General features: G+C 73.5%; 23 protein-coding genes. 6 read left to right on the top strand and 17 right to left on the bottom strand.

Annotation, left to right across the window (positions count from 1 at the left end; translation table 11 throughout):
* Window position 1: 1 nt before the first annotated feature.
* The 11 genes from ACIP4P_RS27840 to ACIP4P_RS27790 all read right to left on the bottom strand — a co-directional run bounded on the left by ACIP4P_RS27840 (window position 2) and on the right by ACIP4P_RS27790 (window position 9935).
* A complete protein-coding gene (locus tag ACIP4P_RS27840) occupies window positions 2-751 on the bottom strand; it encodes a sirohydrochlorin chelatase (RefSeq protein WP_400922967.1) in 750 nt (249 codons plus the stop codon).
* Window positions 748-1689: an ABC transporter permease gene (locus ACIP4P_RS27835; RefSeq protein ID WP_400922965.1), complete on the bottom strand. Its 942-nt coding sequence runs from the start codon at window positions 1687-1689 to the stop codon at window positions 748-750. Before ACIP4P_RS27835 ends, ACIP4P_RS27840 begins: the two co-directional genes overlap by 4 nt.
* Complete coding sequence (locus ACIP4P_RS27830; protein WP_350514663.1) at window positions 1676-2479, bottom strand: ABC transporter ATP-binding protein; 804 nt, start codon at window positions 2477-2479, stop codon at window positions 1676-1678. The genes ACIP4P_RS27835 and ACIP4P_RS27830 overlap by 14 nt, the downstream gene beginning before the upstream one ends.
* A 159-nt stretch (window positions 2480-2638) precedes the next feature.
* Window positions 2639-3796 (bottom strand): aliphatic sulfonate ABC transporter substrate-binding protein, encoded by a 1158-nt coding sequence (locus ACIP4P_RS27825; RefSeq protein ID WP_400922963.1) that lies wholly within the window; start codon window positions 3794-3796, stop codon window positions 2639-2641.
* Window positions 3797-4039: 243 nt separating this feature from the next.
* Window positions 4040-5359, bottom strand: coding sequence for a sulfate adenylyltransferase subunit 1 (locus ACIP4P_RS27820; RefSeq protein WP_400922961.1), 1320 nt, complete (start codon window positions 5357-5359; stop codon window positions 4040-4042).
* A 2-nt stretch (window positions 5360-5361) separates the two neighbouring features.
* The gene (gene cysD, locus ACIP4P_RS27815; protein ID WP_400922959.1) at window positions 5362-6318 is read right to left on the bottom strand and encodes a sulfate adenylyltransferase subunit CysD; all 957 of its coding nucleotides are present in this window, start codon (window positions 6316-6318) and stop codon (window positions 5362-5364) included.
* On the bottom strand, window positions 6315-6896 hold the full coding sequence (gene cysC, locus ACIP4P_RS27810) for an adenylyl-sulfate kinase (protein WP_400923175.1): 582 nt from the start codon (window positions 6894-6896) through the stop codon (window positions 6315-6317). The genes cysD and cysC overlap by 4 nt, the downstream gene beginning before the upstream one ends.
* Before the next feature lie 76 nt (window positions 6897-6972).
* Window positions 6973-7674: a phosphoadenylyl-sulfate reductase gene (locus ACIP4P_RS27805; RefSeq protein WP_350514659.1), complete on the bottom strand. Its 702-nt coding sequence runs from the start codon at window positions 7672-7674 to the stop codon at window positions 6973-6975.
* Window positions 7655-7834, bottom strand: coding sequence for a hypothetical protein (locus tag ACIP4P_RS27800; protein WP_350514658.1), 180 nt, complete (start codon window positions 7832-7834; stop codon window positions 7655-7657). The genes ACIP4P_RS27805 and ACIP4P_RS27800 overlap by 20 nt, the downstream gene beginning before the upstream one ends.
* A 72-nt stretch (window positions 7835-7906) precedes the next feature.
* A complete protein-coding gene (locus ACIP4P_RS27795; protein ID WP_350514657.1) occupies window positions 7907-9640 on the bottom strand; it encodes a nitrite/sulfite reductase in 1734 nt (577 codons plus the stop codon).
* A gap of 211 nt (window positions 9641-9851) precedes the next feature.
* A complete protein-coding gene (locus tag ACIP4P_RS27790) occupies window positions 9852-9935 on the bottom strand; it encodes a putative leader peptide (protein WP_318264789.1) in 84 nt (27 codons plus the stop codon).
* A gap of 235 nt (window positions 9936-10170) precedes the next feature.
* On the opposite strand from ACIP4P_RS27790, the gene ACIP4P_RS27785 reads away from it, so the two are divergent.
* Entirely contained in the window at window positions 10171-11502 is a 1332-nt protein-coding gene (locus ACIP4P_RS27785) for a YihY/virulence factor BrkB family protein (protein ID WP_400922956.1), read from the top strand.
* A 134-nt stretch (window positions 11503-11636) separates the two neighbouring features.
* Here ACIP4P_RS27785 and ACIP4P_RS27780 read toward each other — a convergent pair whose 3' ends face one another.
* Window positions 11637-13496, bottom strand: a complete 1860-nt coding sequence (locus ACIP4P_RS27780) for an FtsW/RodA/SpoVE family cell cycle protein (protein WP_400922955.1) — start codon at window positions 13494-13496, stop codon at window positions 11637-11639.
* Window positions 13497-13776: 280 nt separating this feature from the next.
* On the opposite strand from ACIP4P_RS27780, the gene ACIP4P_RS27775 reads away from it, so the two are divergent.
* The 4 genes from ACIP4P_RS27775 (at window position 13777) to ACIP4P_RS27760 (ending at window position 18831) form a co-directional block, all read left to right on the top strand.
* A complete protein-coding gene (locus tag ACIP4P_RS27775; protein WP_400922953.1) occupies window positions 13777-14823 on the top strand; it encodes a cytochrome c oxidase assembly protein in 1047 nt (348 codons plus the stop codon).
* A gap of 306 nt (window positions 14824-15129) precedes the next feature.
* Window positions 15130-16263, top strand: coding sequence for a ribosome small subunit-dependent GTPase A (gene rsgA / locus ACIP4P_RS27770; RefSeq protein ID WP_400922951.1), 1134 nt, complete (start codon window positions 15130-15132; stop codon window positions 16261-16263).
* Between the two features lie 421 nt (window positions 16264-16684).
* Complete coding sequence (locus ACIP4P_RS27765; protein WP_400923173.1) at window positions 16685-18325, top strand: DNA-3-methyladenine glycosylase 2 family protein; 1641 nt, start codon at window positions 16685-16687, stop codon at window positions 18323-18325.
* Complete coding sequence (locus ACIP4P_RS27760; RefSeq protein ID WP_400922949.1) at window positions 18322-18831, top strand: methylated-DNA--[protein]-cysteine S-methyltransferase; 510 nt, start codon at window positions 18322-18324, stop codon at window positions 18829-18831. Before ACIP4P_RS27765 ends, ACIP4P_RS27760 begins: the two co-directional genes overlap by 4 nt.
* Before the next feature lie 82 nt (window positions 18832-18913).
* On the opposite strand, the gene ACIP4P_RS27755 is transcribed toward ACIP4P_RS27760, so the two are convergent.
* On the bottom strand, window positions 18914-19423 hold the full coding sequence (locus ACIP4P_RS27755) for a GNAT family N-acetyltransferase (RefSeq protein ID WP_400922947.1): 510 nt from the start codon (window positions 19421-19423) through the stop codon (window positions 18914-18916).
* Window positions 19424-19516: 93 nt separating this feature from the next.
* The gene (locus ACIP4P_RS27750) at window positions 19517-20071 is read right to left on the bottom strand and encodes a MarR family winged helix-turn-helix transcriptional regulator (protein ID WP_400922945.1); all 555 of its coding nucleotides are present in this window, start codon (window positions 20069-20071) and stop codon (window positions 19517-19519) included.
* A 144-nt stretch (window positions 20072-20215) separates the two neighbouring features.
* Between ACIP4P_RS27750 and ACIP4P_RS27745 the strand changes: the two genes are divergently transcribed.
* A complete protein-coding gene (locus tag ACIP4P_RS27745) occupies window positions 20216-21709 on the top strand; it encodes an MFS transporter (protein WP_400922943.1) in 1494 nt (497 codons plus the stop codon).
* 45 nt (window positions 21710-21754) lie between these two features.
* Here the strand turns inward: ACIP4P_RS27745 and pth are convergent, their stop codons facing one another.
* From pth to ACIP4P_RS27730, 3 genes are all read right to left on the bottom strand, one after another.
* On the bottom strand, window positions 21755-22336 hold the full coding sequence (gene pth / locus ACIP4P_RS27740) for an aminoacyl-tRNA hydrolase (RefSeq protein WP_400922941.1): 582 nt from the start codon (window positions 22334-22336) through the stop codon (window positions 21755-21757).
* Between the two features lie 132 nt (window positions 22337-22468).
* Window positions 22469-23101 carry a DUF305 domain-containing protein gene (locus tag ACIP4P_RS27735; protein ID WP_400923171.1) on the bottom strand — a complete coding sequence of 211 codons (633 nt, stop codon included), beginning with the start codon at window positions 23099-23101 and terminating at the stop codon, window positions 22469-22471.
* A 122-nt stretch (window positions 23102-23223) separates the two neighbouring features.
* Window positions 23224-23889, bottom strand: a complete 666-nt coding sequence (locus tag ACIP4P_RS27730; RefSeq protein WP_350514646.1) for a DUF3105 domain-containing protein — start codon at window positions 23887-23889, stop codon at window positions 23224-23226.
* Between the last annotated feature and the right edge of the window lie 70 nt (window positions 23890-23959).

Genomic DNA, 23959 nt, shown 5'->3' with positions numbered 1-23959 from the left:
CTCAGGCGGTGAGGGCCTCCGCCGGGAGGGCCTCGGCGGCCAGGCGGGCCCGGTCGTAGCGTTCCAGCAGCAGGGTGGCCAGTTCAGGGGCGGGCCCCAGGACGTCGGCGAGCAGGTCGGCGTCCTCGGCCGCCGCCGCGATGCGGTCGGGCAGCAGGCCCGGGGCCAGCAGGTAGGGCGCGACGGCGGTGCGGGTGGCGCCGGCGGTGCGCAGGGCGGCGAGGGCGTCGGGGACGCGGGGGCCGGCGGCGGAGGCGTAGGCGACCTCGACGGCGGCCCAGCCGCGGGTGCGGCGCCAGGTGGCGGCGACGGCGCGGGTGGCGGCGTCGGCGGCCGGGTCGGAGGAGCCCGCGGCGGCCAGCACCACACCGGTGCGGGACCGGACGGCGGCCGAGCGGACGTCGAGCCCGGCTTCGGCGAGGCGCCGGTCCAGCGCGGCGAGCAGCAGCGGGGAGGGGCCGAGCACGTCGGCGACCGGCAGCGCGGCGCCGGTGGCGCGCAGCGCGGCGGGGATGTCGTGCTTGGCGTGGAAGGCCCGGTTGAGCAGCAGCGGGACGGCCACCGCGTCCGTCAGCCGGGCGGCAACCTGCGGGATCCGCGGCGCGCAGTGGTCGAGGTAGGCGGTGGCGACCTCCAGGGCGGGCCGCTGGGCCCGCACCTCCCGCACCAGCGCGGCCACGGTCGCGGCGTGCCGCGGGTCGCGGCTGCCGTGGGCGATCAGCAGGAGGGCGGGCACCGGGGTCCGGCTCACTTTCCGGAGGCCAGCAGGCCGCGGTTGCGCAGCACCCGGCGCTCGACGGGGGTGAACACCAGCAGTTCGATGGCGATGCCGACGAACAGGATGAGGATGATGCCGAGCAGCACGCCGGACATGTCGGAGAACTCGCGCTGGTCCTCCAGGAACCGGCCGAGGCCCCGGCCGAGGTCGGGGGAGGAGGCGACCAGTTCGGCGGCCATCAGCGAGCGCCAGGAGAAGGCCCAGCCCTGCTTGAGGCCGGCCAGGTAGCCGGGCAGCGCGGCGGGGATGAGCACGTGCCGGGCGCCGGTGAGGCCGGTGGCGCCGAGGGTGCGTCCGGCCCGCAGGAACAGCGGCGGCACCTGGTCGATGCCGGCGACGAGGCCGTTGGCGATGGACGGGACGGCGCCGAGCAGGATGACGGCGTACATCATCGAGTCGTTGATGCCGAGCCAGATCACGGCGGCCGGCACCCAGGCGACCGAGGGCAGCGACTGGAGGCCCTGGAGGACCGGGCCGATCGCGGTGCGCACCGGCTTGACCCGGGCGACGACCAGGCCGATCGGGGTGCCGATGACGACGGCGAGCAGGAAGCCGGACAGGCCGCGCCAGACGCTGGTCCAGACGATCGAGAGCAGCGTGCCCTGGTACCAGAGGTCCTGGAGGGAGCGCCAGACGTCGGCGGGGCTGGGCAGCTTGTACGAGGAGGTCACGTGCAGGCTGTAGGCGCCCTGCCACAGGGCCAGCACCACCAGCACGCCGATCAGCGGCGGCAGCGCCTTCTGCCGCAGCACCTCGCCGAGCGAACTGCGCTGCGCGGAGACCGAGTCGAGGGCGTCCAGGCCGGCGCCGACGTCGGCGGTGTCGGAAGCGGTGTCGGTCCCGCCGCCGGGGGCGGCGTCGGACGCGGTGTCGCGGTCCGGGCGGGGGAGGGTGGTGTCAGTGCTGGCCATGGCGGCGGATCTCCCCACGCAGTTCTTCGGTGATCTCGATGGACAGGTCGGCCACGCCGGTGGATTCGATGCGGCGCGGCTGGGGCAGGTCGATCCGCCATTCGCGGGCGACCCGGCCGGGCCGGGAGGAGAGCAGGACGACGCGCTGGGCCAGGCGCACGGCCTCGCGCACGTTGTGGGTGACGAAGAGGACGGACAGCTGCCGTTCGGCCCAGATCCGGGTGATCTCGTCGTGCAGCACGTCGCGGGTGATGGCGTCGAGCGCGGCGAACGGCTCGTCCATCAGCAGCACCTTGCTGCCCTGGGCGAGGGCCCGGGCCATCGCGACGCGCTGGCGCATGCCGCCGGACAGCTCGTGCACCCGCTTGCCGTACGCGCCGTTGAGGCGGACCAGTTCGAGCAGGCGCTCGGCCTCGGCGCGCCGTTCGGGGCGGGGGACGCCGGCCAGCTTGAGGGCGAGTTCGATGTTGCGGCCGGCGGTGAGCCAGGGGAACAGGGCGTGTTCCTGGAACATCAGGGCGGGGCGGCCGCCGGGCACCTCGATGCTGCCGCGGGTGGGCTCGTCGAGGCCGGCGACCAGGTTGAGCAGGGTGGACTTGCCGCAGCCGGAGGCGCCGAGCAGGGTGACGAACTCGCCGGGGGCGACGTCGAGGGTGATGTCGTCCAGCACGTGGGTCTGGGATCCCGGGCGGCCGAAGGACTTGTGCACGTGCGAGATCCGGACGGCGGGCGCACCGCCGGGGGCGTCGGCGCCGGGGGCGTCCGCCGGGGTGGTCAGTGCCGGGGTCATCCGGGCACCTCCTGCGTGAGTGGTCTGGCAAGACTGGAGGGGGCTGCGGGGCCGCGGGGCGGTGCGCCGGGGTCCGGGCCCCGCCCGGCCGGTGGGCATCGATCGGGATCGACCGGGCGGGCGGGGCGGCCGGACCGCGGAACCTGGAGGGCCGGGGCGCTACTTGGCGCCGAGGCCGGCGTCCGACACGGCGGGCTGGCCCTGGGCGGCGAGCACCTTGTTCAGCAGGGTGAGGTCGTAGATGCCGTTGAGGTTGGGCTTCTTGAGGAGCCCGGCGGTGACGGCGTGGTCGGCCTCGGCCTGCAGGGTGTTCGCCAGCGGGTCGTCCAGGAAGTCGATGTCGGCCCAGGCCGGGTCGAGGATCGCGGGCTCCAGGGAGTTCCCGGCCTCCTTCTTGATCGCCTCGTTGGCGTCGGCCTTGGCCTTGTCGGAGTTGGCCTTGATGAAGGCGTTGGTCTTCACCGAGCCGCGCAGCACGGCCTCCACCACGTCCGGGTGCTCCTTGAGGAACTTCTGCGAGACGATGATGTTGGTGATCACGAACTTCTTGTCCGGCCAGACGTCCTTCTCGTTGAGCAGGACCTTCGCGCCGAGCGTGACCAGCTTGGAGGCGGTCGGCTCGGGCACCCAGGCGCCGTCGATGGAGCCGGACCGGTAGGCGTCGGGGGTGACCTTGTTGTCGGTGCGCACCACCGAGACGTCGCCCGCGCCGGAGGCCGCGTCGACCTTGTAGCCCTTGCCCGCCAGGTAGTTGAGCAGGGCCACGTCCTGGGTGTTGCCCAGCTGCGGGGTGGCGATCTTCTTGCCCTTGAGGTCGTCCAGGGAGGTGATCTTCTCCGGGTTGACGACCAGCTTGACGCCGCCGGAGGCCGAACCGCCGATGATCTTCAGCGACTGGCCGTTCGACTTGGTGTAGCCGTTGATCGCGGGGGAGGGGCCGATCCAGCCGATGTCGATCGAGCCGGCGTTGAGCGCCTCGATCTCGGCCGGGCCCGCGTTGAAGACCTGGGTCTTGACCTGGGTGGCGCCCAACTCCTTCTGGAAGATGCCCTCCTGGAGGCCGACCAGCGGGGTGCCGTGGGTCAGGTTGGCGAAGTAGCCGATCTTCACCGTGTCGGCGGACAGCTTGGCGCCCGAAGTCCCGGCGGTCGCGGCGGCGTTGGCCTTGTCGTCGGACTTGTCCGCCTTGGAGCCGTAGCCGCAGGCGGACAGCAGGGCGACCGCGGTCAGGCCGGCCGCGGAGGCGGCGGCGACGCGTCTGATCCGGCCGGCGCCGGGGCGTGTCGGGGTATGCGCGAGGGCGGGGTTCGGTGCCATGGTGGGTCCTGTTCACGGACGGACCGTCAGGAGACGGTCTCGGGAGCGGAGTTCGGAAGGATGGTGCTCGCGGCAGTGCGCTGCCGGGGCAAGCCGGGCGGCCGAGGGGGAGCGGCCCGGTGACAGGGCGTTCTCAGCCCCGTCGGCCCGCACATCGGGTCAGGCCGCCCTGGCCGCTGCCGAGGACGCCGCTGCCGATGCGGCCGCCTTCCTTGTCCATGCCCGAGAACGCCTCGCTGGGCATCAGACCCAGTCCTCCTCGTCGGGTGCGTCGGTTGCGTCCGCGGCCGGTGCGCTCGCGAAGGCCTCGCCGGCCATGCCGGCGGTGAGGGTGGTGCCGTCGGCCGGGTCGATCAGCAGGAACGAGCCGGTGCGGCGGTTGTCGGTGTAGTCGTCGAGGGCCAGCGGCTCGGCGGTGCGCAGCTTCACGTGGCCGATGTCGTTGACGTTCAACCCCTCGGCGCCGGAACGCTGTTCGAGAGTGTCGATGTCGATCCGGTAGGAGATCTCCTTGACCAGTGCGCGCACGGTGCGGGTGGTGTGCTTGAGCAGCACCTTGTCCCCGGCGCGCAGCGGCCGTTCGTTGAGGTGGCTGACGGTCGCCTCGACGTCCTTGCTCGGGGCGGGGGCCGTCCCGGCGGCGAGCAGGTCGCCGCGGGAGATGTCGAGGTCGTCGGCGAGCCGGACGGTGACCGACTGGGGGGCCCAGGCGGCGTCGGCGGGGCGGCCGAGGGCGTCGATGGCGGCGACGGTGCTGGTCAGGCCGGAGGGCAGGACGGTGACGGGGTCGCCGACGCGCAGTACGCCGGAGGCCAGCTGGCCGGCGTAGCCGCGGTAGTCGGGGTGTTCCTCGGTCTGCGGGCGGATCACGTACTGGACCGGGAAGCGGGCGGGTTCCGCGCTCGGGTCGCTGCCGACCGGCACGGTCTCCAGGTGCTCCAGCAGGGTCGGGCCGCCGTACCAGTCCATGTGGGCGGAGGGTTCGACGACGTTGTCCCCGGCGAGCGCGGAGATCGGGACGGCCAGCACGTCGCGCACGCCGAGCGAGGCCGCGTAGCCGGTGAACTCCTCGGCGATGGCGGCGAACACCGGCTCGGCGTAGTCGACCAGGTCCATCTTGTTGACGGCCAGCACCACGTGCGGCACCCGCAGCAGCGCGGCCACGGCCGCGTGCCGGCGGGTCTGCTCGACCACGCCGTTGCGGGCGTCGACCAGGACGACGGCGAGCTCGGCGGTGGAGGCGCCGGTGACCATGTTGCGGGTGTACTGCACGTGCCCGGGGGTGTCGGCGAGGATGAACCGGCGCCGGGGGGTGGCGAAGTAGCGGTAGGCGACGTCGATGGTGATGCCCTGTTCGCGCTCGGCCCGCAGGCCGTCGGTGAGCAGGGCGAGGTCGGGCGCCTCCTGGCCGCGGCTGCGGGAGGCGTGCTCGACGGCCTCCAGCTGGTCGGCGAGGACCGACTTGGAGTCGTGCAGCAGGCGGCCGACCAGGGTGGACTTGCCGTCGTCGACGGAGCCGGCGGTGGCGAAGCGCAGCAGGGCGGTGGCGGTTGCAGTGCTCATGCTTAGAAGTACCCCTCGCGCTTGCGGTCTTCCATCGCGGCCTCGGACAGCTTGTCGTCGGCGCGGGTGGCACCGCGCTCGGTGAGGCGGCTGGCGGCGATCTCGGCGATCACGGCCTCGATGGTGGTGGCGTCCGAGTCGACGGCGCCGGTGCAGGACATGTCGCCGACGGTGCGGTAGCGGACCAGCCGGCGCTGGACCGGTTCGGTGTCCTTGGGGCCGCCCCACTCGCCGGCGGTCAGCCACATGCCGTTGCGGGAGAAGACGTCGCGCTCGTGCGCGTAGTAGATCTCCGGCAGTTCGATGCCCTCGCGCTCGATGTACTGCCAGACGTCCAGCTCGGTCCAGTTGGACAGCGGGAAGACCCGGACGTGCTCGCCGACGGCGTGCCGGCCGTTGTACAGCGACCACAGCTCGGGGCGCTGGCGGCGCGGGTCCCAGGCGCCGAACTCGTCGCGCAGCGAGAAGACGCGCTCCTTGGCGCGGGCCTTCTCCTCGTCCCGGCGGCCGCCGCCGAACACCGCGTCGAAACGGTTCGACTCGATGGCGTCGAGCAGCGGCACGGTCTGCAGCGGGTTGCGGGTGCCGTCCGGGCGCTCGCGCAGCCGGCCGTCGTCGATGAAGTCCTGGACGTGGGCGACGTGCAGGCGCAGGTGGTGCTCGGCCACGACGCGGTCGCGGTAGGCGATCACCTCGGGGAAGTTGTGGCCGGTGTCGACGTGCAGCAGCGAGAAGGGGACGGACGCGGGCGCGAAGGCCTTGAGCGCCAGGTGCAGCATCAGGATGGAGTCCTTGCCGCCGGAGAACAGGATCACCGGGCGCTCGAACTCCCCCGCGACCTCGCGGAAGATGTGCACCGACTCGGCCTCCAGCGCGTCCAGGTGGGACAGCGCGAAGGGGCCCCCCGGATTCCGGTCGGCGTCGTCGGTGCGGACCGGGCTGTCGGTCGCGGTGGTCATGCCAGACCCCTCTCGGTCAGGAAGGCGTGCAGCTCGGCGGCGGACTCGGCGACCGCACGGCCCTGCGTCTGCAGCCGCAACTCCGGTGCGGCCGGGGCCTCGTACGGGTCGTCCACGCCGGTCAGGCCGGAGATCTCGCCGGCCGCCTGCTTGGCGTACAGGCCCTTGACGTCCCGCTCGGCGCACAGTTCCACCGGGGTGGCGACGTGGATCTCCAGGAACTCGGTGCCGGCCGCGGCGTGCCGCTCGCGCACCGCCGCGCGGGAGTCCGCGAACGGGGCGATCACCGGGGCGAGCACCTTGACGCCGTTGGCGGCGAGCTTCTCGGCGACGAAGCCGATCCGGGTGACGTTGGTGTGCCGGTCCTCGCGGGAGAAGCCGAGGCCCTTGGAGAGGAACTCGCGGATCTCGTCGCCGTCCAGGACCTCGACCTTGTGGCCGTCGGCGCGCAGCCGCTCGGCCAGCGCGAAGGCCAGCGTGGTCTTGCCCGCGCTCGGCAGCCCGGTCAGCCACACGGTGGCGCCGCGCTCGCAGGGGGAGGCCGCGGGGGCCGCCCCTGCGGCTCCATCGGCGGCCAGGGTGTTCGCTGTCACGGCTCTTTCCTTACGCAGTAGTTGACGGTTCGTCAGGCCTCGCCCCGGCGGGGCGGGCCGGTCAGAGGTGGATGCCGCACTCGGTCTTGCCGGAGCCGGACCAGCGGCCGGCCCGGGCGTCCTCGCCCTCGCCCGGCTTGCGGGTGCAGGACAGCGGCGAGCAGCCGACGGAGGTGTAGCCCTCCCAGAGCAGCGGGTTGAGCAGCACGCCGTTCGCCGCGACGTAGGCGTCCACGTCCTGCTGCGTCCACCGGGCGATCGGGGCGATCTTGACCTTGCGGCGCTTCGGGTCCCAGGCGACCACCGGGGTGTTCGCCCGGGTCGGCGACTCGTCGCGGCGCAGCCCGGTGGCCCAGGCGTCGTAGCCGCCGAGGCCGCGGCCCAGCGGCTCGACCTTGCGCAGCGCGCAGCACAGGTCCGGGTCGCGGTCGTGCAGCCGCGGCCCGTGCTCGGCGTCCTGCTCGGCGACGGTCTTCAGCGGGGTGAGCGTGATGACGTTGACCGGCATAGTCGCGGCCACCGCGTCCCGGGTGCCGATGGTCTCCGCGAAGTGGTAGCCGGTGTCCAGGAACACCACGTCCACGCCGGGGAACACCGAGGCCGCCAGGTGGGCGACCACCGCGTCCTCCATCGAGGAGGTGACGCAGAACCGCGCGCCGAAGGTCTCGGCGGCCCAGCGCAGCACCTCCTGCGCGGTGGCCTCCTCCAGCTCGCGGCCGGCCCGCTCCGCGAGCTCCGCGTGGTCAGTCGCGGTGCTGCTCATGTGACGTACCCCCGTTGGTCGGTGACAGCAGGCCGAGGAACTTCAACTGGAAGGCGCGGCGGCACCCGTGGCACTCCCAGGAGCCGTGGCCGGCCTCGGACGGGCGCAGGTCCTCGTCCCCGCAGTACGGGCAGAAGAAGGGCGCGGCTCGTTCACTCATCGCCCACCTCGCTGCGCTCGGCGTTCGCTTCGCGAACACGCCCTGCCTGATCGGTTCTCTCGCTCCGCTCGTTCACGACAGCTGCTCCTCGGTGGCCCGGGCCGTCCACTGGGCGAAGCGCTCGCCCTCGGTGCGGTCGGCCTGGTAGCGGGTCAGCAGGCGCTCGACGTAGTCGGGCAGGCCGGCGCTGGTGACCTTGAGGCCGCGGACCTTGCGGCCGAAGCCGGCCTCCAGGCCGAGCGCGCCGCCCAGGTGGACCTGGTAGCCCTCGACCTGGTCGCCGTTCTCGTCGGTGACCAGCTGGCCCTTGAGGCCGATGTCGGCGACCTGGATCCGGGCGCAGGCGTTCGGGCAGCCGTTGATGTTGATGGTGAGCGGCTCGGCGAACTCCGGCAGGCGCTGCTCCAGTTCGTCGATCAGGGAGCGGCCGCGCTCCTTGGTCTCGACGATGGCGAGCTTGCAGTACTCGATGCCGGTGCAGGCCATGGTGCCGCGGCGGAACGGGGAGGGGGTGACCCGCAGGTCGAGCTCCTCCAGACCGGCCACCACCGACTCGACGTGCTCCTCGGCGACGTCCAGGATCAGCATCTTCTGCTCGGCGGTGGTGCGGACCCGGTCGCTGCCGTGGGCGGCGGCGAGGTCGGCGATCCGGCCGAGCAGCTTGCCGTCGACCCGGCCGACGCGCGGGGCGAAGCCGATGTAGTAGCGGCCGTCCCGCTGCCGGTGGACTCCGACGTGGTCGCGCCAGCGGCCGGCCGGCTCGGCCGGCGCCGGTCCGTCGATCAGCCGGTCCTTCAGGTACTCGTCCTCCAGCACCCGGCGGAACTTCTCCGCGCCCCAGTCGGCGAGCAGGAACTTCAGCCGGGCGCGGTTGCGCAGCCGGCGGTAGCCGTAGTCGCGGAAGATGCCGATCACGCCGCCGAAGACGTCCGGCACCTGCTCCAGCGGGACCCAGGCGCCGAGCCGCACGCCCAGCTTGGGGTTGGTGGACAGGCCGCCGCCGACCCATAGGTCGAAGCCGGGCCCGTGCTCGGGGTGGACCACGCCGACGAAGGCGACGTCGTTGATCTCGTGCGCCACGTCCAGCAGCGGGGAGCCGGAGATCGCGGACTTGAACTTGCGCGGCAGGTTGGAGAATTCCGGGTTGCCGATGAAGCGGCGGTTGATCTCCTCGATGGCCGGGGTGCCGTCGATGATCTCGTCCTCGGCGACGCCGGCCACCGGGGAGCCGAGGATGACGCGCGGGGTGTCGCCGCAGGCCTCGGTGGTGGACAGGCCGACGGCCTCCAGCTTGCGCCAGATCGCCGGGACGTCCTCGATCCGGATCCAGTGGTACTGGATGTTCTGCCGGTCGGTCAGGTCGGCGGTGCCCCGGGCGTACTCCTCGGAGACCTCGGCGATGGCCCGCAGCTGGGGGACGGTCAGCCGGCCGCCGTCGATCCGCACCCGGAGCATGAAGTACTCGGCGTCCAGCTCGTGCGGGTCCAGGATCGCGGTCTTGCCGCCGTCGATGCCCTCCTTGCGCTGGGTGTAGAGGCCCCACCAGCGCATCCGGCCGCGCAGGTCGGCGGGGTCGATCGAGTCGAAGCCCCGGTGCGCGTAGATCGTCTCAATGCGTGTCCGCACATTGAGACCGTCGTCGTCCTTCTTGAACTGCTCGTTGGCGTTCAGGGGAGTGTGGTGGCCCATGCCCCACTGGCCCTCGCCGCGGTGGCGGGTCACCTTGCGAGCCGCGGCGGCTGCGCCGGGGCGGCGCGCGTCGGCGCGGTCGGCCGTGGGCTCGGCGGTCTCGGGGGAGGTGGCCATGGTGAAGTCCTTCTGGGCAGGTGGGCGCTGGCGCCGGGTGGGTCGCGGGGCGTGCTCGGCCGTGCGGTGCTGCTGTGACCTGCGGGTTTCTCAGGACCGGCGGCTCGGGGGCCGGGAGAGCAGTGACCGTGCCGGGTGGGCGCCTGCGCATCCGCGGGTGCGGCGGACGGCGGTGGGATCGGCGCCGGGTGCGGTGGAGCGGCGGGTGGGCTCAGGTCACCGGACAGATGGCGCTGGACACGCGGAGGAGGTCGACGTGGAGTCGACCTACCAGGGTGGTTCCGGCGCTAGACATGGCAAGAGATTCGCACGGCTCGGGACTCGCGGTCCACTAACATCCGAATAATGGACGCCAGGGTTTCGACATGCGGGACGATCCGCCGTTCCCGCCGCTCCCGGCCGGGCGTCCGGCCGGGAGCGCGCCGGGCCCCGGACGGCGGGACTGACGGGGAGTCCGGACCGCCGCCGTACACGCGCCGGTACCCCCGGGGAGATCAACAGCGCTGCCCGGGCCCGATACCGTTAGCCCTGTGCAAGCAGCAGGCGATACGAGCAGACCGAACCCCGAGCGGCCCTCCAGGCGCCGGGGCAAGGGCTCCCGGCGCGCGGCCAAACAGGCCACCTGGCGCCGCACGGCGTGGGACTTGGTCAGGGACACCACCAACACCTGCGTCGAGTACCGGGTCACCGGCCTCGCCGCGGAGGCGGCCTTCTTCACCCTGCTGTCGATCCCGCCGCTGCTGCTCGGCCTGGCCGCCACCCTCGGCTACCTCGACGGGTTCATCGGCGCGGAGGCCATCGAACGGCTCAAGCACGACATCGTCGCGGCCTCCGGGACGGTCCTGTCGGACTCCTCGGTCAACGAGGTCGTCAAACCGCTGCTCAGCCAGGTCTTCGACCACACCCGGCCCGACCTGATCTCGATCGGCTTCCTGCTGTCGCTGTGGTCCGGCTCCAGGGCGCTCTACATCTTCATCGACACCATCACCGTCATGTACGGGCTGGACGGCAAGCGGGGCATCGTCAAGACCCGGGCGTTGTCGCTGGTCCTCTACCTCGGCGCCCTGGTGATCGGCTCCCTGGTGCTGCCACTGCTGATGGCCGGGCCCGGACTGGTGGAGAACGCCGTACCCGGCGCCGCCGGAGTGGTCGGCACCGCCTACTGGCCGGTCGCGATCCTGCTGCTGATCGTCTCCCTGACCACCCTCTACCACCTGGCCGTCCCCGTCTCCACGCCCTGGCGCGAGGACATCCCCGGCGCCCTGGTCGCCCTGGTGGTGCTGGTCTTCTGCAGCGTCGGCCTGCGGCTCTACCTGGTCAGCTCGGTCGAGGGGCCCTCGGTGTACGGCTCGCTGGCCGCGCCGGTGGCCGTGCTGCTGTGGATCTTCGTGGTGGCCCTCGCGGTGCTCATCGGCGCCGCCATGAACGCCGCCATAGACCGCCGCTGGCCCACCCTGGAGACCGCCGACGCCCGGGCCGAGAACGAACGCGCCCACGAGGAGGCGGCCGCCGCGGTGGTCCGCGAGGTCGCCGCCCGGCGGGCCGTCGAACGGGCCCGGCGGGCCCGCGAACTGGGGCTGGCCGAGGGCGTGGAGGAGGAGTGGGGCGAGGAGGACGGCGACGACGTCGACGTGCCCGCCGAGTACCCCGAACGGTGGGCCGACGTGCTGGCCGCCGACAACGTGCGCGGGCGCCTCACCGCGCGCCCGGGGCCGCACCACCGGGCCGCACCGCCGCCGCCGGACAGCGACCGGCCGTCGGGGGCCGGTCCTGCGGGGGCTCCGGAAGCTTCGGGGCCTTCGGGGCAGCAGGTGCCGGGCTACCCGCCCAGGCCGCCGCGGCCGCCGTGGGAGCAGCCGTAGGCGGTTCCCCTCCGGCTCGCGGTTCGATCGACGACGTGACAGGGCCTCCCTCGCGGGTGCGGGGGAGGCCCTGTCGTGTCGTGCGTGTCGTGCGCGTCGTGCCGGGCGGGGGCCGCCGCGGGCCCGCCCGGCCGTCAGCCCGCCGGGTTGGGCGGGTACGGGGACTGCGGGGGCAGGCCGTAGCCGTGGGTGGGCTGGTCGGAGACCTGCGGGTAGCCGTAGGAGCCCTGCTGGCCGTAGGAGCCGTGCGGGTCCGTCGGCGGGCGGCCGTAGGAGCCCTGGGGCTCGGTGCCCGGGTGCCCGTACGAGCCCTGCGGGTCGGTCGGCGGGTGGCCGTGGGAGGGGCGCAGCTCGGTGGGTGCGCCGGGGTCGGTGGGGACCCCCGCGGCCGGCGTGTGGCCGTACGGCGGGCGCAGCTCCGTCGGGGCGCCCGGGTCCGCTCCGGCGCCCGGTGCGGGGGTGCCGGGGCCGCCGGGGCCGGTGCCGAGCGGCGCGGTCAGGTCGGTGCCGGCGGCCGGGGTCACCGACCCGCCCGGGCCTGGCGCCGTCGTCGCCTGGTCGACCGCCGGTCGGTTGGCCGGGTTGGCCTGCACCGGGAGCGGTTCGGGGCTGGGCTGGGCCGGGTCCAGGGCGGTGCGCCCCGAGGAGTCGCTCAGCTTGATCAGCAGCGCGATCATCAGCCAGTTCGCCAGCAGCGAGGAACCGCCCGCCGCCAGGAACGGCAGCGCCTTGCCGGTCAGCGGCACCAGCCCGCTCACACCGCCGACCACCACGAACACCTGCAGCGCGAGCGCCGCCGACAGCCCGGTGGCCAGCAGCTTGCCGAACGGGTCGGTCAGGCCGATCGCGGTGCGCAGGCCGCGCTGGATCAGCAGCACGTACACCAGCAGGACCGCGGTCACCCCGGCCAGGCCCAGCTCCTCGCCGATGGTGGTGAAGATGAAGTCGCTGCGCCCGGCGAAGCCGATCAGCCAGGGCCGGCCGGAGCCCAGGCCGGTGCCGGTCATGTGCCCGGTGCCGAGGCTGAACAGGGCCTCGGCGGGTTGCGAGGAGATCGCCAGGTTGTTGACCGGCGGGTAGTAGTCGAGCGGGTGCAGCCAGGCCTCGACGCGCCCGTGCACGTGCGGTTCCACGGTGCCGACCACGGCCGCGCCGCCGACCGCCATCAGCAGGCCGAGCACCACCCAGCTGGTGCGCTCGGTCGCCACGTACAGCATCACGACGAAGACGCCGAAGAAGATCAGCGAGGTGCCGAGGTCGCGTTCGAAGATCAGCACCATCAGGCTGACCGCCCAGATCGCCAGCACCGGCCCGGCGTGCCGGCCGCGCGGCAGGGTCATCCCCCAGACCTTCCGCCCGGCCAGTGCCAGGGCGTCCCGGGAGGCCATCAGATAGCCCGCGAAGAAGATCGTGATCGCGACCTTCACGAACTCGTCCGGCTCGAAGGACGGCAGCCCGGGGAGCTTGATCCAGCGCTTGGCGCCGAAGCTGTCGGTCGGGGAGAAGATCGGCGCGGTCAGCAGGATCAGCGCGCCCGCCATCATCACGTAGACGTAGCGCTGGAAGAAGCGGTGGTGCTTGACGAAGACGATCAGCGCGAGCGCCGCCGCCACCGAGATGAACACCCACATCAGCTGGGAGGGCGCGGCCGGCAGCTTCTGGTAGTCGCCCTTGGCGGCGTGCGCGGCCTTGTAGCTGAAGTCCAGCCGGTCCAGCAGCATCAGGCCGAAGCCGGTCAGGAACACGCCCAGCGGAAGGATCAGCGGGTCCGCGTACGGCGCGTACCGCCGCACCGCCAGGTGCGCCACCACGACCAGCGCCCCGAGGGACAGGCCGTGGACCAGCAGCCCGGGCGGCAGCTTGCCGGTCAGTGCCAGCGAGGCGTCGATGTGTCCGGCCAGGCAGACGGCCACCGCGAGCGCCAGCAGGCCGAGCTCGATGTTGCGGTGGCGCACGGCCAGCCGGCGGCCGTCGCCGCGTGCAGTGCTTTGCACCTGTTGTCGTCCCCTTGCTGTTCACCCACGTGGCCGGTAGCGCCGACGCTGCATCCTGCCAGACGAACGTGACCCCGCGCCGGTTGCGCCTCCGGGCTCGGCAAGGGCAGAACTTTGCCTTGGCAAAGCTTTGTTGGGCTTTGGTAAAGCTTTGGTCAGGTCCGGGTATAGAGGTGGGCCCCGGGTGCGGCGGGCGGCGTCGGCACCGCCATCATGGCCGGGCGCCGCAGGCCCTGTGCGGCGGCGGTCGCCGGCGGTCCGCGGGATCAGGCGGCCGGTGGTGTCGGACGGGACGGGCGGACGGATGAACGGCGCGGTGGAGACGCTCTCCAGCAGTGGCGCGGCCCGGGCGCTCGCCTACACCGGGCCACCCGCGTGGCAGTGGTCCGACCTGGCCACCTCATGGACCCTCGAACCGCTGGTGCTCGCCCTCTCGGTGCTGCTCGGCGGCTGGTACCTGGCCGCGGTGCGCACCGTCAACCGCGGCGACGGCGACCGCTGGCAGCCCACCCGCACCGCCGCCTTCCTCGGCGGGCTGCTGCTGTGGATCTGGTGCACCTGCTCCGGCCTCGGGGTGTACGAGCGCATCCTGTTCACCGACCGGGCCGTGCAGGTCGTACTGCTGCTCATGGTCGTCCCGCTGCTGCTCGCGCTCGGCGCCCCCGTCTCGCTGCTGGTCGAGTCCTCGCCGGAGCGCCGGAGGGAGCGGATCCTGCGGGCGCTGCGCAGCCGGCCGTCCAAGGTGCTGATGTTCCCGGCGGTCTCCACGGCGGTGCTGATGGCGCCGCCGTGGCTGCTCTACTTCACGCCCTGGTACGCGTGGTCGGTCTCCAGCGGGGTCGGGAACGTGGTGCTGCACCTGGCGCTGGTGCTGCTGGGCCTCGCCTACTTCTGGCCGCGGCTGCAGATCGACCCGGTCGGGCACGAGTACCCGCACCTGGTCGGACTGTTCATCACCTTCGCCGAGGTGATCTTCGACGCCGGGCTGGGGATCGTGCTGATCTACGGCGGCCACCTCGTCGCCGAGCACTACTACGTGGCGCTCGGACGGCCCTGGGGGCCGAGCCTGGCCCAGGACCAGACCTGGGGCGGCAACGCCTTCTGGGTGCTGGGGGACCTGGTCGGGCTGCCGTTCCTGGCCGCGCTGGTGCGGCGGATGGTGGTGCAGGGGCGCGAGGAGATCAAGGTCGTCGACGCCGAGCTGGACGCCCGCTTCGAGGCGCAGGCCGCGGAGGCGCGGGCGGCGGGGCTGCCCGAGGAGGAGGAGACCGGCATGCGGCCCTGGTGGCTGGACGACCCGAACCTCAAGCACCGGTACGGAGGGTAGGGCGGGGCGTGGAGCGAGGGGCGAAGGTTGGCCCCCACGGGCTCGCAGTGCCCCCTCCCGACCGCATTTCCGCAGGTCAAAAATAGGTTGGCCGCCCCCGCCCGCTCCACTAGCGTGTGACCCATCAGGTTCGGGGGCCATTGGGCCGCCCGAGGAGTAGAGAGCAGGAGGTGAACCCCGTGGTCGTTGTCGCCCCGATAGCTGCCCTGGGCAGCACGCGCGTTCACCTCCTTTTCCCGGCCGCCGGCTGAGCCTTCCGCGCCAGCCGTAGCCCGCCGGGACAACTCCTCCCGAAGGGCCACTGCGTTGTTCAACGCTGCCTCCGTTCCGTCGTTCTCCTCCCTTTCCTCGTTCTCCACGTCCGCTGAGAGCTCGCCGCTGACCGGCTACGGCTGGACACCCGAGCTGGACGAGCTCTTCGCCCCGCTCGCCGAAGCCGGGCTGCTCCCGGCCCGGATCGTCCGGATCGACCGCGGCCAGTGCGACGCCGTCCTGGCCGACCCGGACACGGGCGAGCTGCGCACCGTCCGGCTCGACACCCGGCCGGTGGGCGACGCCGACATGATCAACTGCCCGTGCACGGGCGACTGGGCCGCGGTCGACCTGTACGCCCAGCCGATGGCCACCGTCACGGCGCTGCTGCCGCGTTCCACCGCGATCATCCGCAAGGTGGCCGGCAAGCGTTCCGACGGCCAGGTGCTGGCGGCCAACGTCGACACCGTCCTGATCGCCTCCTCGCTCGCGGCCGACCCCGACCTCGGTCGGATCGAGCGCTTCCTCGCCCTGGCCTGGGAGTCCGGCGCCGAACCGCTGGTCGTCCTGACCAAGGCCGACCTGGTCGACGACGCCGACTTCATCCGGGCCGACGTCGAAGCCGTCGCACCGGGCGTCACGGTGCTGGTGGTCAGCGCCGAGACCGGCGAGGGCATCGACGTGCTCCGCGCCTGCGCCCCCGGCACGACCGTGCTGATCGGCCAGTCCGGCGTGGGCAAGTCCACCCTCACCAACGCGCTGGTCGGCACCGAGGTGATGACCGTCCAGGAGGCCCGCTCGGTCGACCAGAAGGGGCGCCACACCACGACCACCCGGGAGCTGATACCGCTGCCCGGCGGGGGCGTGCTGATCGACACCCCCGGGCTGCGCGAGGTCGGCCTCTACGGTGGCGAGGGGGTGGACCTGGCCTTCGCCGACATAGCCGAGCTGGCCGATGGTTGCCGCTTCCAGGACTGCAACCACCACACCGAGCCCGGCTGCGCGGTCCGCGCGGCGCTGGAGGACGGCAGCCTGCCGCAGCGCCGGATGGACAGCTACCTCAAGCTCCAGCGCGAGAACGAGTGGATCGCCTCGCGCTCCGACGCCCGGGTGGCCAAGGCCCGGCTGAACAAGTGGAAGGCGATCAACAAGTCGATGCGTGCGGCGGGAGGTCCGGTGAAGCGCTGACCCGACCTGCCCGCGGCCCGGCGACTCAACGTCCGCCCGGCATGAGCCGGGCGGTGCCCACCCGCACCGACCGGCTGGCCGGCGGCCGGCCGGTGCGGGGGCCTCGGAGGAACCGGGCGGGTGGGGCGGGTTTGGCCGCGAGAGTGGAGGCGGGCGGGCGAGAGGGCGGCCGGGGCGCGGGGCGGGTGTGTGCACGCGGCGGGTGCGGCGTGGAGGGCGGTGGGCCCGCGGGCGGTAGGTGGACGGGTGGTGGGTGGGCGGGCTGGGCCCGGTGGTGGTGGCGGAGGGTGGGCGGGGGGGAGGGGAGGGGGGAAGCCCCCGGTATCGGGCCTCATCCCTGCACCAGCGGTTCCGTCGCCGCTCCGGCAGGGCCGAAGCGGCGACGGGGGCCGGGCAGGCAAGGGAACGGCCCCCGATGGCGATGTCCGATTCCCGCCAGTCACCCCCGGCTCGGTGCCGCAGACTGGACAGCGTGATCGACGACGACATCCGGTACCGAGCCGTGGACAGCCGCGACGCCCGCTTCGACGGCGTCTTCTTCACGGCCGTCACCTCCACCGGCATCTACTGCCGGCCGAGCTGCCCCGCCGTGACCCCCAAGCGCGTCAACTGCCGCTTCTACCCGAGCGCCGCCGCCGCCCAGGGCGCAGGCTTCCGGGCCTGCCGCCGCTGCCGCCCGGACTCGGTGCCGGGTTCCCCGGAGTGGAACCACCGCGCCGACCTGGTCGGCCGCGCGATGCGCCTGATCGGCGACGGCGTGGTGGACCGCGAGGGCGTGGCCGGTCTGGCCGACAAGCTCGGCTACAGTGCCCGGCAGCTGCAGCGCCAGCTCACCGCCGAGCTCGGCGCCGGCCCGATCGCGTTGGCCCGCGCCCGTCGCGCCCAGACCGCCCGGTTGCTCCTCCAGACCACCGAACTGCCCGTCACCGAAATCGCGTTCGCGGCCGGCTTCGCCTCCGTCCGCCAGTTCAACGACACCGTCCGCGAGGTCTACGACCGCACCCCCAGCGGCCTGCGCGCCGAGGTGCTGGCCGGTCGCCGCACCGCGACCCCGGCCGGCGGCCTCACCCTGCGCCTGGCCTACCGCGGCGCACTCGACAGCGACCACCTGATCGACTTCCTGGAACTGCGCGCCGTCCCCGGCGTGGAGGAGGTGGTGCCCGGCGCGCGCGCCGGCGTGCGCACCTACCGGCGCACCCTCGCGCTCCCGTACGGCCACGGCATCGCCGAGGTCGACGGCCTCGCGCCGGAGGACCCGCGCACCCGCGGCTGGCTCGACTGCCGCCTGCTGCTCGCCGACCTGCGCGACCTGCCGACCGCCGTCCAGCGCCTGCGCGTCCTCTTCGACCTGGACGCCGACCCGGACACCGTGGACGAGCAACTGGGCGCCGACCCGGTGCTCGGCCCGCTGGTCCGCGAGCGTCCCGGCCTGCGCTCGCCCGGCCACGTGGAACCGCACGAACTCGCCGTCCGCGCGGTGCTCGGCCAGCAGATCACCGTCGGCGCCGCCCGCACCCTGGCGGGTCGGCTCGCCGAGAAGTACGGCACCGCCCTGCCCGAACCGAACGGCGGCCTGCGGCTGCTCTTCCCCACCGCGGCGGCCCTGGCCACCGCGGACCCGGAGGACTTCGCGATGCCCGCGGCCCGCCGCCGCGCGCTCACCGGCCTGTGCGCCGCGCTGGCCGAGGGCGTGCTGCGCCTGGACGGTGGCGTCGACCGCGAGGAGGCCGCCGCCCGGCTGCTGGCCCTGCCGGGCATCGGCCCCTGGACGGTCGGCTACCTGCGGATGCGGGCCCTCGCCGACCCCGATGTCTTCCTGCCGGGTGACGTGGGCGTCAAGCACGGCCTGATCCGGCTCGGCGTCCCCGGTGATCCGAAGGCCGCCGCCGGCGCCGCCGAGGCCTGGGCCCCGTGGCGTTCCTACGCCGTCCACCGGCTCTGGGCCGGCCCTGCGGGCACCGGCCCCGACCCCCTGCCGAGCGCGAGCGCGAACACGAGCGCGAGCACGAGCAGCACCAGTACCAGCACCATCAGCACCGGAACGGAGATCGACCCGGCATGAGCACCACCGTCTACACCACCATGGAGAGCCCGTTCGGCCGCCTGCTGCTCAGCGGCGTGCGGCCCGAGGACGGCGGCCCGGCCGCCCTGGCCACCGTCACCGCGCCCGGGCAGAAGTACGCACTGGCCGAGCCCGCCGACGGGTGGGAGTTCGACCCCGACGCGCTCGCCGAGCCGGTCGCCCAGCTGACCGCCTACTTCGCCGGCGAGCGCACCGACTTCGACCTTCCGCTCGCCCCCGAGGGCACCGAGTTCCGCCGCCGGATCTGGGCCGCGCTGGACGAGATCCCGTACGGCACGACCGTCACCTACGGCCAACTCGCCGAGCTGGCCGGGCAGGAGCCGCGGATGGTCCGGGCGGTGGGCGGCGCCGTGGGCGCCAACCCGCTGCTCATCGTGCGCCCCTGCCACCGGGTGCTCGGCGCCGGCGGCGCGCTCACCGGTTTCGCCGCGGGCGTGGACCGCAAGCGCTGGCTGCTGGAGCTGGAGAGCGGCACCCTGTTCTGAGCACCGTCCCCAGGACGCCAGGACGCCAGGACGCCAGGACGCCAGGACGCCAGGACGCCAGGACGCCAGAACACCGGGCCGCTCAGCCCCGCAGATCCACCCGCCAGTCGTTGCTGCGCATGAACCGCCCGGGCGGGAACTCGAAGTCCGTCTCGCCGACCAGCGTGAACCCGGCCTTGGCGCACACCGCGTTGGAGGCGGGGTTGTCCACCGCGGGGAAGGCGTGCAGGAAGCGGTGCGCCGCCTCGCGCCGGGCGGCCGCGACGGCGGCCCGGGCGGCGGCCGCGGCGATGCCCCGCCCCTGGTGCCCGGGCAGGACGTTCCACCCCATCTCGTGCACGGTCCCGCCCGCCCAGGTGCGGGTGCCGTAGCCGACGGTGCCGACCGCCTCGCCGCCGGGCTGCAGCACGATCCGGTACATGCAACCGAGGCCGGACGGGACGAAGTCCAGGTAGCGCCCGTGTCGGACGAGCAACTGCTCCTCCGTCTCGGGCCCGCCGACGTGTTTCTTCATCTCCGGGGTGTTCACCCGGCGCAGCAGCGCGAGGTCGGTGTCCGTCCAGGGTTCGATCTGTACCTCGATGCCGGTCATGCCGGGACGGTAGTGCCCGGCCCGCCCCGGTGACCAGCGATTTCAGCCGCCCCGGGGCCCTGCGACCGCACCGCCCTCGACGTCGGCCCCGACTCAGGCCTCGTCGACCGAGGCCCCGCCCACTGCGGCCCCGTCGACCGCCGCCGTCCCCTCGGGGAGGGCCCCCGGCTGGGCGAGGGCCCGGGCGAGCCGCTCCAGGGCGGGGAGTGCGTGTACGACGGCGTCCCGGTCGCCCGGGTCGAGGGTGCCGAGGGCGGCGGCGATCCGGCGCTCGTGGGCGTGCTGCCAGTCGTCCAGTTGGCGTCGTCCGACTGGGGTGAGCGCGATCCGGGCGGTGCGCCGGTCGCCGGGGTCGGCCTGGCGGTCGACGAACCCGGCCTCCAGGAGCTTGCCGATCAGCCCGCTGACGGTGTTGGGCGCGAGCCGTTGGCGGGCGGCGAGTTCGCCGACCCGCAGGGGCGCGGCGGCCAGTGTCTGGAGGAGTTCGACCTGCGCCATCGGCAGGGACTCCCACGGGTAGTCGGTGCGGATGCTGCTGCGCAGTGCGCGGCGCAGCCGGGTGACGGTGTCGGTCAGCCGCCGGGCGTGCTCGACCGCCGGGTCGGGGCTTTCGGTGGCGGGGTCGGGAACGTGTGGTGACGACGGCATGGCGGACAGCGTATCGCCTGGTACGGGGCGTTCCCGGGGCGCTGTCCGCGCCTCGGACGCGGGGTGGACGCTCTGCGAGATCCTTCGTATCGCAGGACGAGCAACTCGTAGAAAGAACATATCTGCATCCGATATATTCGTGGCATGAACGCCACTGCCCTCGCCGTGCGCCTGTTCACCGAGCGGCCCCGGCCCCGCGGCATAGCCGGCTGGCGCCACGCCCACTGGCTGGCCGTCGGCACGGTCTGTCTCGGTGCCTTCCTGGGCCAGCTCGATGCCAGCGTCATCGCCCTGGTCTTCCCCGCCCTCGGCCGCCACTTCGACGCGGGCTTCGCCGCCGTCGAGTGGGTCGCGCTCGCCTACCTCCTCGTCCTGGTCGCCCTGCTGGCCCCGATCGGCTGGCTCTCCGACCTGGTCGGCCGCAAGACCATGTACATCGGCGGCTTCGCCGTCTTCGGCCTCTCCTCGCTCGGTGCCGGGTTCGCCGGCGCCCTGTGGATCCTGGTCGGCTGCCGGGCGGTGCAGGCCGTCGGCGCCGCGATGATGCAGGCCAACAGCGTCGCCCTGGTCGCGCGCGGCGTCCCCGAGCACGCGATGCGGCGCGCGCTCGGCATCCAGGCCGCCGCCCAGGGCCTCGGGCTGGCGCTCGGGCCGAGCCTGGGCGGGCTGCTGGTGGAGCACGCCTCCTGGCAGTGGGTGTTCTGGGTCAACGTGCCGATCGCGGTGTTCGGCATCGTGGCCGGCTGGTACCTGCTGCCCCGCACCCGGACCGGGCAGCAGGCCGCCGTGCCCGGCCCGCGGACGCGCACGGCGCCCCGCGAACCGCACGAACCGGACGAGCCCCGCGAGTCCCGCAGGCGCCGCGAACCGCGCGAGCCCCGCTTCGACCTGCCCGGCATGCTGCTGCTCACCGGCGCGACCACCGCGCTGCTGCTCGCCCTGTCCACCGCCTCCGGTCTGCCGCTGCCCGGCTGGGCCGTCGCCGTGCTGCTGGTGGCCGCCGTCGGCCTCACCCTGGCGCTGGTGCGCCAGGAGCGGCGGGCGGCCCGGCCGATCCTGGCGCCCGGGCTGGTGAACACCCCGGGCGTGCGGTCCGGGCTGGCGGTCGCGCTGATCGGCTACCTGCTGCTGTTCTGCCCGCTGGTGCTGACCCCGGTGCTGCTCACCGGTGCGGGCGTGTCGACGGCCGCCGCCGGGCTGGTGGTCACCCTGCTGCCCGCCGCGTTCGCCGTCGCCGCGACGGTCGGTGGCGGACTGCTGCCCCGGGGCTGGTCGGACGTCACCCGGTGCCGCTTCGGTGCCGGGCTGGCCGCCGCCGGACTGCTGCTGTTCGCCGTGCTGCCGGTCCCGGGTCCGGCGGTGGCGGTCCCGCTGCTGACCGCCGGGTACGGGCTGGGTCTGCTGCTGCCCGCCAACAACGCGCTGGTGATGCGGGCCGTCCCGGCGGCGAGCTCGGCCGTCGGCGGCGGCATGGTGAACATGGCGCGCAGTCTCGGCACCGCGCTCGGGATGGCGCTGTCCGTCCTCGGTGTCCACCTGGCGGGCGCAGCGTCCGGTGGGCGGACGGTGCTGGCCGCCCTCGCCGTGGTCGCGGCGGCGGCCGTCGCGCTGACCCGCCCGGCCGCGGTCGGGCGGTGACGTTCGGGCGGTGACGTTCAGGTGGTGACGTCCAGACGGTGACGGTCAGGCGGTGACGTTCAGGGCGTCCTGGGCCCGGTTCAGGCCGAGCCGCACCAGCGTCTCCAGGGCGTCCGCGCAACGGTCCAACACCCCTGGCATCGCGGCCAGTTCGTCCTCCGAGAAGGTCTTCAGCACGTAGTCGCCGACGCTCTGCCCCTTCGGCGGGCGCCCGATACCGAAGCGCAGCCGGACGAAGTCCCGGGTGCCGAGCACCTCGCCCACCGAGCGCACCCCGTTGTGCCCGCCCGGGCCGCCGCCGCGCTTCAACTTGCCGACGCCGTAGGCGAAGTCCAGGTCGTCCTGGACGACCACCAGGCGTTCCACGGGAACCCCGTACCGGCGCAGCAGGGCGGCCACCGGGCGGCCGGACAGGTTGATGAACCAGAGCGGCTTGGCCAGCAGCACCGGTCGGCCGTCCACCGTGATCTCCGCGACCAGGGTGGCGATCCCGCGTCGGCGGAACCGGGCGCCGTGCCGTCCGGCCAGCCGGTCCACGGTCAGGAAGCCGGCGTTGTGCCGGGTGCGCCGGAACCAGGGGCCGGGGTTGCCCAGTCCGGCGATCAGCCAGGGCGCGTCAGTGGTCATGCGGGTGCTCCAGGGGTGGTGCGGACGGCGGACGGCCGGGGCGCGGTGGGCAGGTGCGGAACCGCCCTCGCGCCCCGGCCGTCCGTCCGGGGAAACGGCTGGACCGACCGGTCCAGCGGGAACTGCGGGCTGTCAGGAGGCGGGCACGCCGGGGGCGGCGCCGCGCTCCTTGAGCATGTCGGTCATCAGCCCCAGCTCGGAGGTCTGGGCGACCACCATCGACTGGGCGAGCCGCTTCTCGATGTCGTTCTTCGCCATGTCGACGTACCCCTGGGCCATCTCGACGCCGCCCTTGTGGTGCTCGATCATCAGCTGCAGGAAGTACACCTCGGCGTCCCGCCCGCTGAGCGTGCGCAGCTTCGCCATCTGGGCGTTGGTCGCCATGCCGGGCATCAGCGAACCGTCGTGGGCCTGGTACTCGTGGCCCATCTTCATCCACGCCATCGGCTGGGCGTTCGAGTGCTGGGACAGCCCCCACTGGTCGAGCCAGCCCATCATCATCCCGCGCTGGTTGGCCTGGGTGTTGATGATGTCGAAGGCGAGGGTGCGGGTCGGCTCGTCGGTGGTGCGGTCCCGGACGATGAACGACAGGTCCACCGCCTGCTGGTGGTGGGTCGCCATGTCGCGGGCGAACCCGGCCTCGGGGGAGTCGTCCGCGGGGACGGTCAGCGAGGACGAGCCGGAGGCCGTCGTCCCGCCCGCCACCAGGGCGGGGACCCCGAGCGCCAGCGCCACCACGGCGGCCAGCGCGGCCGGCCACCACAGCCGGCGGCGGCCGGAACGGGCGGGCGACGCCGCCTGCCCGGCCTCCGCGTGCTCGGTGTCCGCCTCGGCCGCGTCCTCCGCCGGGTCCTGCGCGAGGTCCCCGGCGCGGGTCGCGTCGGCGGTCACATCTGCCCCATGGTGCAGGAGGCGCCCGGCTCCTGGGTCTGCTTGCCCTGGACGTACTTGGTGAAGAACTCGTTGACCCGCGGGTCGCTGGCGCTGTCCACGATCAGCTGGGTGCTCCAGGCGTTCAGGGTGATGGTGCCCTGCTCGTCCGGGTACGGGCTCATCAGCGAGTACGGGGTCTTCTGGACCTTGTCGGAGAGGGTCTTGATGTCGTCCGGGGTGGCCTTGCCGTTGTAGGTCACCCAGACCGCGCCGTGCTCCAGCGAGTGGACGGCGCGCTCGTTCTCGACCGGCTTGTCGTAGACGTGGCCCATGCAGTCCAGCCAGACCGCGTTGTGGTCGCCGCCGACCGGCGGGGTCATCGGGTAGTTGACCTTGGTCGTGACGTGGTTGCGGGTCAGCTCGCCGAAGGTCTTCACGCCGGGGATGTCCGCGTTGGCGGCGGCCACCCGGTCCTTCTTCTTCTGGTTCTGGTCCATGACGAGCCAGGTGCCGGTGGCGACCGCGCCGATCACCAGCACACCGGCGGCGACCGAGGCGATGATCTTGTTGCGGCGGTCGCGGCGCTCCTCGGCGGCGCGCAGCTCGGCGATCCGGGTGCGGCGGTCGGCGACGGCGGCCTTGCCGCCCGGCTTGTTGGACTGCTTCGAGGCGGAACCCATGATGGTTGTCCTTGTCCCCGCCGCGCACGGCTGTGGCGGCGGTCGGCTGGAGTGGGGGGAGGGGCGGACC

This window comes from Kitasatospora sp. NPDC089509, assembly GCF_044749365.1.
Taxonomy (GTDB): Bacteria; Actinomycetota; Actinomycetes; order Streptomycetales; family Streptomycetaceae; genus Kitasatospora.
The sequence above is the reverse complement of the archived record's forward strand: the minus strand, read 5'-3'. Positions and strand labels throughout refer to the sequence as shown.